The 12,877-nt window shown below is 60.3% G+C and carries 10 protein-coding genes; 1 reads left to right on the top strand and 9 read right to left on the bottom strand.

Going from position 1 to position 12,877, the window contains the following annotated elements:
* Positions 1–30: 30 nt before the first annotated feature.
* Positions 31–1,737 carry an ATP-binding protein gene (locus tag VXJ35_RS08300; RefSeq protein WP_064021223.1) on the bottom strand — a complete coding sequence of 569 codons (1,707 nt, stop codon included), beginning with the start codon at positions 1,735–1,737 and terminating at the stop codon, positions 31–33.
* 213 nt (positions 1,738–1,950) lie between these two features.
* Positions 1,951–3,309: a (Fe-S)-binding protein gene (locus VXJ35_RS08295; RefSeq protein WP_064021222.1), complete on the bottom strand. Its 1,359-nt coding sequence runs from the start codon at positions 3,307–3,309 to the stop codon at positions 1,951–1,953.
* Between the two features lie 310 nt (positions 3,310–3,619).
* Between VXJ35_RS08295 and VXJ35_RS08290 the strand changes: the two genes are divergently transcribed.
* Entirely contained in the window at positions 3,620–3,928 is a 309-nt protein-coding gene (locus VXJ35_RS08290) for a DUF6156 family protein (RefSeq protein ID WP_064023432.1), read from the top strand.
* 37 nt (positions 3,929–3,965) lie between these two features.
* Here VXJ35_RS08290 and VXJ35_RS08285 read toward each other — a convergent pair whose 3' ends face one another.
* The 7 genes from VXJ35_RS08285 to VXJ35_RS08255 all read right to left on the bottom strand — a co-directional run bounded on the left by VXJ35_RS08285 (position 3,966) and on the right by VXJ35_RS08255 (position 12,596).
* Complete coding sequence (locus VXJ35_RS08285) at positions 3,966–5,759, bottom strand: ABC transporter transmembrane domain-containing protein (RefSeq protein ID WP_064021221.1); 1,794 nt, start codon at positions 5,757–5,759, stop codon at positions 3,966–3,968.
* Between the two features lie 87 nt (positions 5,760–5,846).
* On the bottom strand, positions 5,847–7,577 hold the full coding sequence (locus tag VXJ35_RS08280; protein ID WP_064021220.1) for a bifunctional protein-serine/threonine kinase/phosphatase: 1,731 nt from the start codon (positions 7,575–7,577) through the stop codon (positions 5,847–5,849).
* A 31-nt stretch (positions 7,578–7,608) separates the two neighbouring features.
* The gene (locus VXJ35_RS08275) at positions 7,609–7,908 is read right to left on the bottom strand and encodes a hypothetical protein (RefSeq protein ID WP_064021219.1); all 300 of its coding nucleotides are present in this window, start codon (positions 7,906–7,908) and stop codon (positions 7,609–7,611) included.
* 50 nt (positions 7,909–7,958) lie between these two features.
* Entirely contained in the window at positions 7,959–9,434 is a 1,476-nt protein-coding gene (locus VXJ35_RS08270) for a NarK family nitrate/nitrite MFS transporter (protein ID WP_064021218.1), read from the bottom strand.
* Positions 9,435–9,462: 28 nt separating this feature from the next.
* Entirely contained in the window at positions 9,463–11,256 is a 1,794-nt protein-coding gene (locus tag VXJ35_RS08265; RefSeq protein ID WP_082880851.1) for a bifunctional protein-serine/threonine kinase/phosphatase, read from the bottom strand.
* Positions 11,257–11,274: 18 nt separating this feature from the next.
* The gene (gene cynS, locus VXJ35_RS08260) at positions 11,275–11,718 is read right to left on the bottom strand and encodes a cyanase (protein WP_064021217.1); all 444 of its coding nucleotides are present in this window, start codon (positions 11,716–11,718) and stop codon (positions 11,275–11,277) included.
* 65 nt (positions 11,719–11,783) lie between these two features.
* The gene (locus VXJ35_RS08255; protein WP_054763668.1) at positions 11,784–12,596 is read right to left on the bottom strand and encodes a formate/nitrite transporter family protein; all 813 of its coding nucleotides are present in this window, start codon (positions 12,594–12,596) and stop codon (positions 11,784–11,786) included.
* Positions 12,597–12,877 lie beyond the last annotated feature (281 nt).

Raw genomic sequence — 12,877 nt, 5'->3', positions numbered from 1 at the left:
TTCGGCGATGGCGCGGACAGTAAACCACTATCAAGCCGCCTGATCCACCAACTCCAAGCCCCGGAACACCGAACAACGAATAAACACGTCCAAGGTCGGCGCCAGTTGCTTTTGCATGCAGAACTTGGCAACCAGCTTGGTCAAGCCTTTGATATCGCGGCCGGAGGCGCCGGGGAACAAGTCCACCAGTTGCTCGATCAGTTCGTCCGCGACCGGCAACGAGAACTGTTCGGTCATCACTTTCCAGATTTTGCGGCGGTCGGCGCTGTTGGGCGAGTGGTAGCGGATCATTGCGATGCAGCGGGAAATGATGGCTTCGTCGATGTCGTCGACCCGGTTGGTGGTCAGGAACAGCAGACCATTGAAGTATTCCAACACCCGCAGGAACACGCCGACGACGGCGTTGGAAGCCAGATTATCGGCGCGCTTTTTGATATAGACGTCGGCCTCGTCGATCAGCATCACTGCGCCCCAGCGTTGAGCGCGGATCAGAGTTTCCTTCAGGGTTTTTTCCATTTCGGCGACATTCAAACCGAGCTGGCCGGAATGCACCCGGTACAACGGCCGCTTGATGATTTCCGAATAGACCTCGGCGGTCAGCGTCTTGCCGACCCCGGCTGGCCCGGCGCACAGCACCGTGGTACCGCCGGATTTGCCTTCGACGATGTCGTCCATCAGCATGTCCATTTCGGCGGTCAAGATGTCGATCAAATCGGTTTGCTCCGGCGGCAGGATCAGTTTTTGTTTCAACTCCGGTTGATAGACGTAGGGCTGCATATCGTCGACATGGACCCAGACGTGGTGATGCAATTCCAGATGAAACAGCAGGATGTAGCCGTGCACCGGCAATTCGGTGAACAAGCCTTTGCCGACCTCGGCCTTGGCTTGTTCCATTTGGCTTTCGGTTTTGCTGTCGTAGCGCATGCTTTTGCCGGCCTTGCGCAAATAGGTGCCGAAGATGTCGCCGGAGGCTTCCAGCGTCAACGCCCGGTCGGCCAGGATGTTTTCGTCGTTGACCAGCCGGCAGGCGCCGCCGCCGGACGACAGTACCACGGTGTTTTTGCGGGTCCAGTCGCTGCTGCGGTGGCTGGCGGTCGGGTCTTCGGCGTAGACGCCGGTACCCCAGCCGGAGAATTGCTCGCCGTAACGGCCGCGCCATTCGAAATAGCGGGCGGCGGCTTCGTCGTAGCTGGCGATCAAAGCTTCGGTTTCTTTTAAATAGCCCTTGCCGGCGAAGATTTCCGGGATGGTTTTGTGGTCCAGATCCTTGCCGCGGATGATCAAGGTTTCGATGGCGATCTTGCCCTTGCTGTTGGCTTTTAATTCGATCAGGATGCGGCCGGCCTCTTCCTCGCCGGGCGGGGTGTAATCGACCCGGGTAATCAAATAAGCCAAGGTGCGGCCGCCGTGCTCGACGTGAAACAACCAACCGCGAATCGCACCGTCCAGCAAATAATGAGCGATATCCGGTAGCAATTTTTCCAGGTCGTCCGGGCCGTAGCGGCGATGATCGTCGCTGAAGGCGTGCTGCAACGCGGTCAGTAACGCGGCCTGTTGCTGCAAACTCTCGCCTTGCTGAGCGTAAATGCCGGCCAAGGTCGCCATCTCGGCGCTGCTGAGCTGGTCGTAAAACACTTGAGCCTTGCTGCCGAAGCGCAGTTGTTCGCTCAGTCCGTTCAAACGCGGATGAGCGGCCAACAATTGCTGGAGATGCGGTTTTTCTATGGACAGTTTCATCGATTTATTCCTTATCAAAGCGGCAAAATTCAAAAACTTCTGGTTCCCACGCGCCGCGTGGGAATACGAATCGGTTGCGGCGCGGCTGCTCTGGGCGTTCCCTCGCAGTAAATATCCTCTCCCTCTTGGCCCGGTCGGGCAAAGGTAGGGTACGCACCGCGTACCTTTTGCAGTCTTGCCAATCGGAGCCCCTTGAGGTCCGCATTGCCTACCCTACGTCTGAGAAGGTAAGGCGAGACAAAGTAATTCGGATAAATGCAGCGGTTTGGCAAAGCCGCCGCCGACGATTTGTTCGCGGCAGGAAAAACCGCTACCCACCAGCAAGGCATCCGGCTCGGCGCGCAGGGACGGAAACAAGGCCAGTTCGGCCATTGCCTGGGCATCGGCGTAATGCTCGGCTTCGACGCCGAAGTTGCCGGCCATGCCGCAGCAGGACGATTCGATCAGTTCGAACGACAGTTCGGGAATTTGCTTCAAGAGTTTACGCACCGCTTTAATCGAGCCGACCGTTTTTTGGTGGCAATGGCCGTGCAGCAGCACGCGGGATAGCTTAGGGATGGCCTGGAACGCCAAAGTCCAGCGCTTGGCGCTTTGTTCGCGAACGATGAACTCTTCCAGCAACACGACTTTCTCGGCCAATTGCCGCGCCGTGTCGCCCAAACCCAGTTTCAGGTATTCGCCGCGCAAACTCAGAATGCAGGACGGCTCCAGGCCGACGATGCTGCGGCCGGCCTCGATGTGTTCCGCCAGCGCGGCCAGCATGCGCCGGGCTTCGGCCCGGGCCTGGTCCAGCATGCCGTTGGAAAAATAGGTGCGGCCGCAGCATAGCGGCCGCCGGTCTTTATCGGCGGCGGCCGGCGCCGCGACGTGGACATGGTAGCCGGCCGCGGTCAACAGTTGTCTCGCGGCGTCGGCCGACGCCGGATTGAAGTAATAGTTAAACGTATCGACCAGCAGCACTACTTGCCGTTCGGCCAATTCCGGATGCAAGGCCAAGCGCGACTGGGCCGGTATCCGAAACGGCGATGGCGCCGGTAGCGGCAATTCGGCCTTGGCGCTGATGCCCAAAGCGGTTTGGGCCAGCTTGGCCAGCAGCGGCGAACGGTTGCGCCAACCGATCCAGCGGCGCAATCCCGGCCAGGCCAACAGTTTGGGCAGATGGCCCCACAGTTTGCGCCGCAGCGGCAGACCGCGCCGGGCGGCTTGCTGGGCCAGAAATTCGGCTTTGATCGCCGCCATGTCCACTTCGTTTTCGCATTCGCGTTTGCAGCCCTTGCAAGCCACGCACAAATCCATCGCCGCAACCAAGGCCGGGTCGAATAACGCTGCCGGATCGTCGGCGTTCAGCGCCGCTTTCAATAACTTGACCCGGCCGCCCGGCGACAAATCCGGATTGCCGCTGACGCGATAACTCGGGCACATCACGCCTTTGTCGACGTGTTGCTGGCATTGCTTGCTGCCGATGCACACCGCGACTGCCTTGGCAAAATCGGCGCCGTGCTTGGGAATATCGGCGTAGGCGTCGCCCATACCGGCATTGCGGTAGGACGACCAATCGAGAAACAGCTTCATAGGCGTTATGCAATCGAAAACCTATGCCAAGCAAAATCGGCGCCAGCAATGGTCAAGGCTAATGCGCTGTGCTAACCGCGGCATCGGCAAGCAAAACTACGCTATTGGGAACGGTGGAACCGGCTGCGCAAGTCATTTGCGGTTTCCGATCGGCGAAGCGCTAATGTCGCAAATCCGACAAAGCGGTGCGGCGGCGGACGCTTTACCACAGCGAAACAAGCTTAATCGACGGCAAACCGCGCCACTGGCCGCGGCAAATTCCGGCACAATATTTGCGGAAATTTGGCTTTTATTTTGCGAGGAGCATTACGTGGAATTGGATAACTGTGCCTGCCGCTATTTCATCAGCTACAGCGGCGTCAAATTACCGCTGAAACTGGTCAACGAACTGCCCGATGAAAGCCACCTGGAAAACCGCAACACCTACTTCCGCGGCTTTTTCGACGGCAACCAACGCCTGTTGCTGCTGGAAAAACTGGTCTACGGCGACGTCGAACTGCGCCACCGCTACCGTTACCACGCGAACGGCACGTTGGCCGACGCCGAAATCACCGATGCCGACGGCGAGATCGACGTACTCAGGTTCGACGAGAACGGCGCGGCCATCGCGGCCGGCTGAGCGGACACGGCGCCGCAAATGGCTGCCCTCCCCGCCTTCAGTGCATCTCGAACTGCAAACTCGCCAGCCTGGCGTACAGCCCGCTCTGTTGGCGCAGGTCCTCCGCTGCGCCGGTTTCGACGATGCGGCCCTGATCCAGCACCACAATGCGGTCGACATTTTTTACCGTCGCCAAGCGGTGGGCGATGATCAACGTGGTGCGGCCTTGCATCGCGGCAGCCAGGCCTTGCTGAACCAGAATTTCCGACTCGGCGTCCAGCGCACTGGTGGCTTCGTCGAGAAGTAGCAGCGGCGCATTTTTCAAGATGGCGCGGGCGATGGCGATGCGTTGGCGTTGGCCGCCGGACAAGCGGGTGCCGCGTTCGCCGAGGAAGGTTTGGTAAGCCTCCGGCAAGCGCCGGATAAATTCGTCGGCGTGGGCGGAACGGGCCGCAGCGATGACCTCGGCGTCGGTGGCATAGGGCCGGCCGTAGCGGATGTTTTCCAGCGCGCTGGCGGAAAAAATCACCGCTTCCTGCGGCACCACGGCGATTTGCCGGCGCAACTCGTCCAGCGCCAAGCGCCGAATATCGGCGCCGTTCAGCAAAATCGTCCCCTGCGTGGCATCGTAAAAGCGCAGCAATAATTGAAACAACGTGGTTTTGCCGGCGCCGGACGGACCGATCAAGGCCACGCTCTCGCCGGCGCTAATCTCCAAATCGATGCCGGCCAGCGCCGCATGCTCGGGACGCGACGGATAGCGGAACTCCACGTGGCGGAATTGGACGCCGATTCGGTGTTGATCGGCCCTCGCGAATATTTCCTCGCCGCCGACGATGGCCGCTTCGCTGCGCAACAGCTCCAGCAGACGGCCGGCGGCGCCGCTGGCGCGCATCAAATCCCCCCACACTTCGGCGATGGTGCTGACGCCGCCGGATACCAGCGTGGCGTAAAGCACGAACGAGGCCAATTGGCCGCCGCTCATCTCGCCGGCCTTGACTTGGTTGGCGCCGACCCACAACACGAAAATGATGGCGCCCATCACAGCCATAATCACAAATGCGGTCAGCAAGGCCCGGAACCGGCTGCGGCGGATCGCCGTCGCGAAACTCGCCTCGGCCCGCCCGGCGTAACGTTGCGCTTCGCGGACTTCCTGGGAATACGCCTGCACCGTCGGCACCGCATTCAGAATTTCGCCGGCCAGCGCCGAAGCGTCGGCGATTTTATCCTGCGACTCGCGCGACAATTTCTTCACATAACGGCCCATCGCAATAAGCGGCAGCATCAGCAACGCGATCAGGCCCAGAATCAACGAGAACAGGTGGAAGCTGGTCACCGCCAGCATCGCCATGCCGCCGATAAACTGGAACAGGCTGCGCAGGCCCATCGATACCGAACTGCCGACCACGGTTTGAATCAGCGTGGTATCGCCGGTCAACCGCGACAGCACTTCGCCGGTTTGCAAGGTTTCGAAAAATTGCGGCGACTGCGCCAGCACCTTGCGGTAGACCGCGCTGCGCAAATCGGCCGCGACCCGCTCGCCGACCCAGGACACCGTGTAATAGCGGGCGGCTATCGTCACGGCCCACAGGCTGGCCAACGCGAACAAGGCCAAGAAGCGGCCGTTTAGGCTCAGGCCATCGGCCAAGCCGCCGTTTGCCGGCGTCTGCTTGCCGCCGAAACCGAAATCGATCAGGTCGCGGAACGCCAGCGGCACCAACAACAACGTCGCCGAACCGAGGCACAGCAAGACGAAGGCCAACGCCACCTTGGCGCGATAGGGCCGGATGAAGGGCCAAAGCCCGGAGAAGGTGGAGAAACGGGCGGGGACGGGTTTTGCGGATGGATTCATTTGGCGAAACGAACGGCAGCGATAGGGCCGCTTGTTATAGCACAGGCCGCCGGCGCACGATCCGAAACCCGCCGCGCCCGGCGCAGGCTAATGCCGGCTCAACAACAGCAAGGCCAGCACAAAGCTGCAGGCAAAGAAAAACAAGGCCGCGCTTTTCCAGAACAACAACGGATTGCGCTCGACCAACGGGATTTTGTCTTCGGTTTTCAGAAATTGCGGATTCGGCGTGGCCAGGTCGTGCAGGAATTCGGACAGCTCGTCGTAACGGCTGCGCGGCGAAATGCTGGTGGCCTTGCGCAACGCGCCGTCGATCCAGACCGGTACCATGGCATTGCGCCTGATGCTGGGGATGTAAGCCAACCGCTCCAGATTGGTCCGGTTCGGCTTTTCCGGCAGCGGGCCGAACGGCAGCTCGCCGTTCAACATTTCGTAGCAAATCACGCCCAAAGAAAACAAATCGGACTTGACCGTGCCGCGCTGGCCGAGATGGTACTCCGGCGCCGTGTAATTGCGCGTACCCAGCACATTCTCTTCGCCGGCCTGTTCCAGCGGCGTGATTTCGGCAATGCCGGCGATTTTCACCGAACCGAAATCGATGATTTTGACGCGGCCGTCGCCGGCGATCATGACGTTTTCCGGCTTCAAATCCTGGTGCAGCATTTCCATGCGGTGGAACGCACGCAGGCCCTTGGCGATTTGTTCGACCAGCGCCCTGACCTGGCGTACCTCCGGCTTCGGGTTGGCGACCATCCACTCCCGTAGCGTGCGGCCGTCGATAAATTCAGTGACGTAATACAAGCAGGACTTGGCCCGGTCGGTTTCCAGCACCTGCAACACGTTGGCGTGCTGAATCCGTTTGCCGGCCCATTCCTCGTGCAGAAAATGTTCGATGTAATGGGTGTCGTCGTCGTACAGCACCGACGGCGTCTTCAAAATCACCCGCCGCTGCTGCACGGTATCGTAGGCCCGGTAAATCTGGGTGCGCGTGCTGGCGTGCAATTCGGCTTCGACCCGGTAGCCGTCCAGCACCATGCCCGGCTGCAACGGCGGCGGAAACGGCAAATGGCCGTTGTGGCGCAGCACCTCGTCTTCCTGCAGCAACGGCAGGCCGTCGATCTCGACGATCTGGCAGGTGACGTTGTCGTCGCTGGCGTTGGCCAGCGCCAGCGCCACCAGGTTTTTGGCGATCAGCTCCGGATCGCCGGCCTCGGCCAATTGGGCGCGGATGTAAGCTTCGCCGACGAAGTCGTGCAGGCCGTCGGTGCTGAGCAGAAAACGGTCGCCCTTCTCCAACGTCAACGATTTGTAATCGATCTCCAGATGCGGCTCGATGCCCATCGCCCGGTTCAGATAGCTCTTGTCGTCGCTAACCCACAACCGGTGGTCGCGCGTGAGCTGTTCCAACTGCCCCTGCCGCCACAAATAAATGCGCGAATCGCCGACGTGGAAAATATGGGCGGTATTGGATTTCAACACCAACACGCTCAAGGTGCTGACCATGCCTTTTACTGACGCGTAGCGCATCCGGCCCTGGCTGTGCAGCCAGGAATTGGTCGCCGACAGGATTTTTTGGCCGGCCTTGGTCACCGACCAGGAATCCGGCGTGCTGTAATAATCTTCCAGGAAGGCAGTGATACAACAATGGCTGGCTTCCTTGCCGGCCTCGCTGCCGCTCATGCCGTCGGCAATCGCGACGGCTATGCCTTTTAACGTCAACTGCGGTTCGGCCGGCACCAAGGCGCCCCAGAAATCCTCGTTGTCGGCTTTGACGCCCTTGTCGCTGGCGGCGCCGATGCGCACCGCTAAGGTTTTGGCCATGCTGCGTGTTTAACTTGGTTCGGATTAACCCTCATCGGCAAGCCGGCCTGCTGCCGAACTCGGCCAGAACCTGTTGCAGTTTGGCGCTGACCAGGGCTTGGTGGTGGCGGCGCAATACCGAATCGGACGGGCGCGGCGCCAGACCGGCTTCGATCTCGTTATTGATTTGAGCCAGAAAATGCCGGCGCAATACCGCGTCTTCCGGCAGGCGGCAAACGCCGGCCGCAGCGGACATTTCGCCGGCCGGCGCCGCTTCGGCCGTCTGGCGGCAGGCGGTACGCCAGCAAAATACCATGCCCAGTGCCACGGTAGCCAATACAGCTTCAATCATGTCGGGTACTCCTATCGATCATCGCAAAATGGCCGGACACCGCCGGCCGTTCAGTTCAGTTCTATCATCGCCACGCTGCCGTCTTCCATGACTTCCGCCATGTGCCCGGCCGGTTCGGCGATGAATTGAACGCTTACTGCCACTACCGCCGCCGTGGCGGCAATGGTCAGGAAGAAGGTTTCCGGCGTCACGAACGACAGCACGGTCAAAAAGGTCACGCCGCCGACGTTGCCGTAAGCGCCGACCATGCCGGCGATTTGGCCGGTCATGCGGCGTTTGATCAGCGGCACCATCGCATACACCGCGCCGCAGCCGGCCTGGACGAAAAACGAGCACAAGAAGGTCACGGCGAAGGCCAACGCAATCGGCCAGCTCGACTCGATTTGCGACATCGCCGCATAACCGACCGCGCAACCGAGTACGCAGATAGTTAACGACAATTTGCGGCCGTATTTATCGCTGAGCCAGCCGCCGCCGGGACGCGCCACCAGATTCATGAAAGCGAAACTGGACGCCAGCAAGCCGGCTTGTACCGTGCTGATTCCGGTATGCTTGAAGGTATCGTGGAAGAACATCGGCAGCATCGACACCACGGCCAGTTCCGAGCCGAAAGTCACCAGATAGGCCAAATCCAAAATCGCCACCTGTTTGAACGGGTAGCGGTGTATCGCTTCGATGGGTTGAGCCAGGTGTTCGGCGTTAATGTGCACGATTTTGTAAACGTTGTAAGCAAACAGCGTCCAAATCGCGACGTAAGCGGCGATGGTGGCCGGCTCCGACAACAATTTCATGCCGGTCGGCGACAGTTTCCAGGCCAGCAGGGTCAATGCCGCATACAGCGGCACGCTCATCAGGATGTAAAGCGCCAAGTCGGCGTAGCTGGTGACTTCCATCGCCCCGGCCTTTTTCGGTTTGAAATAGGTCGAGCCCTTCGGCGTATCGCTGACGCTGAAAAAATACACGACCGAATACAGCAAGGCCAATACGCCGGTGGCCGCAATCGCGTAACGCCAGCCATTCTCGCCGCCGAAGGCCAGCGCCAGCGACGGCAGTACAATCGCGGCCGCCGCCGAACCGAAGTTGCCCCAGCCGCCGTAAATGCCTTCGGCGATGCCGAGCTGCCGGGCCGGAAACCATTCGCCGACCATGCGGATGCCGATTACGAAACCGGCGCCGACGAAGCCCATCAGAAACCGGGCCAGCGCCAGTTGTTCGAAATTGTCGGCCGCGGCGAACATGAAACACGGCACGCTGCCGACGGCCAGCAAGGCCGAATAGGTGCGCTTCGGCCCGAACTTGTCCACCAAAATGCCGATCGCGATCCGCGCCGGTATCGTCAGCGCCACGTTCAGAATCAAAATGGTCTTGGTCTCGGCCGGGCTGAGTTTCAGCGTTTCGGCAATCGCCAACATCAACGGCGCGTGGTTGAACCAGACCACGAAGCTGATGAAGAACGCCAGCCAGCTCATGTGCAAAATTTTCATTTTGCCGGTAAAACTGAAAAGATCGAGTGTGCTTGCAGACATAAAAAACCCAAGAACGGAGTGAATGAAACTATTGGCCGGCGGCCGCGGCGGACGGCGATGCCGCGCCGGCCGCCGCAATGCGCGGGTGGGTGGCGTTGTGCAACGCCAGAGATAAAGCGAAAACCAAAAGTGCCAGCAGCAACGACAAACCCTTCCAAAACGCCAGCGGGTTGCGTTCGATCAGCGCCGGCCGGGCCTGGCGCAGATAGGTTTGGTTGGGGTAGCGCAGGTCGTGGACGAATTCGGCGATGTCGGCGTAGCGCTGGTTCGGATCGGGATGCAAGGCCTTGCGCAACGCATGGTCGACCCACAGCGGAATCTGCGGTTGCGCGTAATGCAGCTCTTGGTAGCGCAGTTTGTATTGCGCCTGCCGGCTGCGGCACTGGCTGACTTCGGCGCCGTACGGCAAGCGGCCGCTCAGCATCTGGTAGGCGATAACCGCCAACGAATACAAATCCGAGCGCGGCGTGCCGGCCTCGCCGAGAAAATATTCCGGCGCCGTATATTGGGCCGTGCCGAGGATGGCTTGCCGCTCCGGTTCCGGCAGGATTTCGGCGACGCCGGCCACCCGCACCGAACCGAAATCGATGATTTTTACCGCGCCGGCATGGTCGATCATGACGTTTTGCGGCCGCAGGTCCTGGTGCAGCATTTCCAGGCGGTGAAACGCACGCAAGCCCTTGGCGATCTGTTCGACGATGGCCCGCACCGCTTCCAGCGCCGGTTGCGGGTGGTCCAACATCCACTGCGCCAAGGTGCGGCCGTCGACGAATTCGCTGGCGACGTAGAGGAAATGGCGTTTGCGGGTCTGCGGGCACGGCTTCAGCACGAAGGGGCTGTCGATCCGGCGCGCGATCCAGTCTTCCATCAGAAACCGTTCCAGATAGGCCGGATCGTCGCGCAGGTCGAGCGACGGCGATTTGATCACGACCGGCAATCGGCTCTCGGTATCGATGGCCAGATGGACATGGCTGCGGCTGCTGACGTGCAACTCGCGCAGCACGGTGTAACCGTCGAATTCCATCCGCTCCCGCAACAACGGCGGAAACGGCAGGTCGGCCAACGCCGTCAGCAATTCCCCGGCATCCGCTTGCGGCAGTTGCTCGATGCGGACGATCTGTACCGTCAGGTTGTCGCCGCTGCCGGCGGCCAGTGCGGTATCGGCCATGGCTTTGGCTGCGGCGTCCAGATCGTGGCCGGCCGCGGCGACGGCCTGGGCCATCGCGCTCGGTTCGACGAATTCGTAAACGCCGTCGGTGGCCAGCACGAACACGTCGCCGCATTCGACCGGCTCGGCCCGGTAATCCAGTTCCAGATGGCTGTCCATGCCCAAGGCCCGGCTCAGATAACTGGTGTCCGGCGACACCCACAGCCGGTGGTCGTTGGTCAATTGCTCCCATTCGCCGCCGCGCAAGCGGTAAATCCGGCTATCGCCGACGTGGAACAGATAGGCGGTGGCGGATTTGACCACCAGCGCGCTGAAGGTGCAGACGTAGCCGCGGTCTTTGTCGTAACAGTAGCGGCTGTAGCGGGTTTGCGCGTACAGCCAGGAATTGGTGGCAAACAATACTTTCTGCACCGATTTTTTTACCGACCAGGCTTCGGAGGTACAGTAATAGTCCAATAAAAAACCGGTTACCGCGGCCTGGCTGGCGACGTGGCTGACGCCGCTGCTGCTGATGCCGTCGGCCACGGCGACCGCGATGCCTTTGGCGCTCAATTGCGGTTCTTTGGCAATGTAAACGCCGTAGTAATCCTGATTCAGCGGCTTGCGGCCGCGGTCGGAATATTGGCCGACGCCGACGGTAAGTCGCCCGGACATGTTAGCTCCGGCCCCGGCTCAGTAGCTCTTGTACGGCAGGAATTTGCCGCTCATCACGATCCTGACCCGGTCGCCTTTCGGGTCCGGCTCGCGCTGCAAATCCATGCTGAAATCGATCGCACTCATGATGCCGTCGCCGAACTCTTCGTGGATCAAGGCTTTGAATGTCGTGCCGTAGACGTTGACCAGCTCGTAAAACCGATAGATCAGCGGGTCGGTCGGTACCGCGCTCGGCAGCGAGCCTTTGTACGGCACCACTTGCAATTGCTCGACGGCTTCTGCCGGCAATTCCAGTAACGCGCCTACCGTCGCGGCCTGCTCGGCGGTCAAGGTCATCTGCCCCAACAGCGCGGCCGTGGTCCATTCCTTGCTCATGCCGATAGCCTCGGCCAGTTGCGGCCAGGTCAGTTGCTTGCGCAGTTTTTGCGCGATAACCAGTTCGGTGACTTCGTTACGGTTCATATTGTGTGCTCCTGGGCTAGCGAATAGGCAATGGCCGGCCCGCCATGCTGCGGGCCGGATCGGGCTTAGTGGACGGCACGCTTCGGCGCAGTTCTGACGTGGGTCGAATACAAGGTCAGGCCGGTAAAGGCCAGACCGCCGACCAGATTGCCGAGTACGGTCGGAATTTCGTTCCAGATGAAATAATCGGCGATAGAGAAATTACCGCCCATGATCAAGCCGGACGGAAACAGAAACATGTTCACCACCGAATGCTCGAAGGTCATGCCGAAGAACAGCATGATCGGCATCCACATCGCGATGACCTTGCCGCTGACCGAAGTCGAAATCATCGCCCCGACCACGCCGGTGGACACCATCCAGTTGCAAAGCATGCCGCGGATGAAAATGGTCATCCAACCGGCCAGGCCGTATTTGGCGTAACCCAGGGTACGGGCTTCGCCGATGCCGGCCAGTTTCTGGCCGACCGCATCGGGCGACACCGAAAAGCCGTAGGTAAACACGACCGACATCATTACCGCGACGGTCAGCGCGCCCAGAAAGTTGCCGACGAAGACCAAGCCCCAATTGCGCAGGATACCGCCTAGCGTGACGCCGGGCCGCTTGTCCAACCAGGCCAGCGGCGACAGCACGAATACGCCGGTCAACAGGTCGAAACCCAACAAATACAGCATGCAGAAACCGACCGGAAACAGAATCGCACCGAAGATCGGCGAACCGGTCTGCACGGTAATCGACACTGCAAACACCGCCGCCAAAGCCAGGATCGCTCCGGCCATGTAAGCCCGGATCAAGGTATCCCGGGTCGACATGAAGACCTTGGATTCGCCGGCATCGACCATTTTCGTGACAAATTCCGCTGGAATCAGATAAGACATAATTCACCTTTGAGTTGGATTAGGTACGCAAAAACCCAGACGCAACAGTACAAACGCCCGGATGGATTTTATGGAGCCCGATCGCGCAAGCCTCCGTCCCCGACAACTGGCGCCGTTATTCGCCGATTGTTGGACCTGAGACTTCAAGGTGGGAAACAATGGGCAAATGCCAAGCGCCGCCCGCAAATCGCGAGCCGCTGTTCAACGCCATTGTTGAAAGGGATTGGTGCTACCGTGCACCGGCCAGATGTGAGGCAGAATTAATGCCAACCTCCGCAATA

The organism is Methylomonas sp. DH-1, assembly GCF_046097555.1.
GTDB lineage: Bacteria > Pseudomonadota > Gammaproteobacteria > Methylococcales > Methylomonadaceae > Methylomonas > Methylomonas koyamae.
This window is presented reverse-complemented; position numbering and strand designations above follow the sequence as displayed.

What these genes read in the sequence shown, in the direction of transcription:
- VXJ35_RS08300 (WP_064021223.1), bottom strand. Translation starts at nt 1,737, where the DNA reads ATGAAACTGTCCATAGAAAAACCGCATCTCCAGCAATTGTTGGCCGCT.
- VXJ35_RS08275 (WP_064021219.1), bottom strand. Translation starts at nt 7,908, where the DNA reads ATGATTGAAGCTGTATTGGCTACCGTGGCACTGGGCATGGTATTTTGC.
- VXJ35_RS08270 (WP_064021218.1), bottom strand. Translation starts at nt 9,434, where the DNA reads ATGTCTGCAAGCACACTCGATCTTTTCAGTTTTACCGGCAAAATGAAA.
- VXJ35_RS08255 (WP_054763668.1), bottom strand. Translation starts at nt 12,596, where the DNA reads ATGTCTTATCTGATTCCAGCGGAATTTGTCACGAAAATGGTCGATGCC.
- cynS (WP_064021217.1), bottom strand. Translation starts at nt 11,718, where the DNA reads ATGAACCGTAACGAAGTCACCGAACTGGTTATCGCGCAAAAACTGCGC.
- VXJ35_RS08265 (WP_082880851.1), bottom strand. Translation starts at nt 11,256, where the DNA reads ATGTCCGGGCGACTTACCGTCGGCGTCGGCCAATATTCCGACCGCGGC.
- VXJ35_RS08280 (WP_064021220.1), bottom strand. Translation starts at nt 7,577, where the DNA reads ATGGCCAAAACCTTAGCGGTGCGCATCGGCGCCGCCAGCGACAAGGGC.
- VXJ35_RS08295 (WP_064021222.1), bottom strand. Translation starts at nt 3,309, where the DNA reads ATGAAGCTGTTTCTCGATTGGTCGTCCTACCGCAATGCCGGTATGGGC.
- VXJ35_RS08285 (WP_064021221.1), bottom strand. Translation starts at nt 5,759, where the DNA reads ATGAATCCATCCGCAAAACCCGTCCCCGCCCGTTTCTCCACCTTCTCC.